The 1,383-nt window shown below is 73.5% G+C and carries 2 protein-coding genes; one reads left to right on the top strand and one right to left on the bottom strand.

The genetic code is table 11. The annotated features are described in order from the left end of the window. Positions 1-656 (bottom strand): alanine racemase (locus tag I59_RS05000; protein ID WP_022902928.1); only part of this gene is annotated, 656 nt, incomplete at its 3' end. A 172-nt stretch (positions 657-828) separates the two neighbouring features. On the opposite strand from I59_RS05000, the gene I59_RS04995 reads away from it, so the two are divergent. Beyond that, positions 829-1,335, top strand: coding sequence for an MFS transporter (locus tag I59_RS04995; RefSeq protein WP_022902927.1), 507 nt, complete (start codon positions 829-831; stop codon positions 1,333-1,335). The last annotated feature ends 48 nt before the right edge of the window (positions 1,336-1,383 follow it).

Below are 1,383 nucleotides of genomic sequence, written 5' to 3'. Positions count from 1 at the left end.
GCGACGCGTCGACACCGCGTCGAACCGGCGCTGCCGCCCATGCTGAGCAGGGTGCGCGTCGCCGTGACGAGCGGACGGACCGCCGCCGTGGCGGCGAGCACCCCTCGGACGTACTCCCGGGCCTCGTCCGGGCCGGGCAGGCCGCCCTCGTACCCGGTCACGCCGCGGACCTCGAGCCCGGCGCTCCGCGCAGCACGCGCGAGCGCGACCCCGTCGGCGGGGGAGCGGACCCCGGTCCGGCCGCCCGGGAAGCCGATCTCGACGAGCACCGGGAGCGGTCCGTGGTCGGCGGCGGCCGCGACGCCGGCGGCGGAGTCGACCTGGAAGAGCACGTCCGCACCGCCGTCCAGCTCGCGTCGGCGGGCGATCCACGCGAGTCCCGCAGGGTCGAGGACCTCGTTCGCGACGAGGATCCGGTGGAACCCGTGGTCCCACGCCGCGACGGCCTGCTGGACCGAGGCGACGGTCACGCCCCACGCGCCGAGGTCGGTCTGACGGCGGGCGAGCGCCGGTGCCATGTGCGTCTTCATGTGCGGCGCGAACAGGAGCCCGTGCCGCTCGACGTAGGCCTGCATCACCGCGGCGTTCGACTCCAGGGCCGACTCGCGGAGCGTCATGACGGGCAGCAGGACGTCGTCGAGCACGTGCTTCGGCAATCGGACCTCCTCGTCGAGTGGTGACACGGCGTCACGCGCTGCCAGGCTCGTCCGCTGGGCGCGGTCCGGACAACACCGTCGCTCCGACCATTGTGCACAGCAGAACGGTGGGTCGCAGCGGGGCGGCTCGGCCCGGGTCCGGAACCCGAGCGGGCATAGCATTCCGTTCGAGATGACGACGACGACACCGACACCGAGCGCCCGGCGGGCAGGCAGCACGGCGGTCGCCGTCCTGGTCGCGGGCACGTTCTTCATGGAGCTGCTCGACGGCACGATCCTCGCGACGGCTGCTCCCGCGATGGGGCGTGACCTCGGCGTCGACTCGGCCGCGGTCGGCGTCGCGATCACCGCCTACCTCGTCACGCTCGCGGTGTTCATCCCGGTGAGCGGCTGGGTGACCGACCGCGTCGGCTCCCGCACCGTCTTCGCGGCGGCGATCGCGCTCTTCACGGTCGCCTCGGCTCTGTGCGCGATGTCCACCGGCCTGGTCGACCTGACGCTGTGGCGGATCCTGCAGGGCCTCGGCGGCGCGATGATGGTGCCCGTCGGTCGGCTCGTCGTGCTGCGGAGCGCCGGCCGTGACCAGCTCGTCACCGCGATCGCGATCCTGACCTGGCCGGCGCTCGCGGCCCCCGATCATCGCCCCGTTCGTCGGCGGGGTGCTCGTGGGACACCCTGACCTGGCACTGGATCTTCCCTCATCAACATCCCGCTCGGGATCGTCGCG

Origin of the sequence: Curtobacterium sp. B8 (assembly GCF_000333315.1) — a bacterium.
Taxonomy (GTDB): Bacteria; Actinomycetota; Actinomycetes; order Actinomycetales; family Microbacteriaceae; genus Curtobacterium; species Curtobacterium luteum.
The sequence above is the reverse complement of the archived record's forward strand: the minus strand, read 5'-3'. Positions and strand labels throughout refer to the sequence as shown.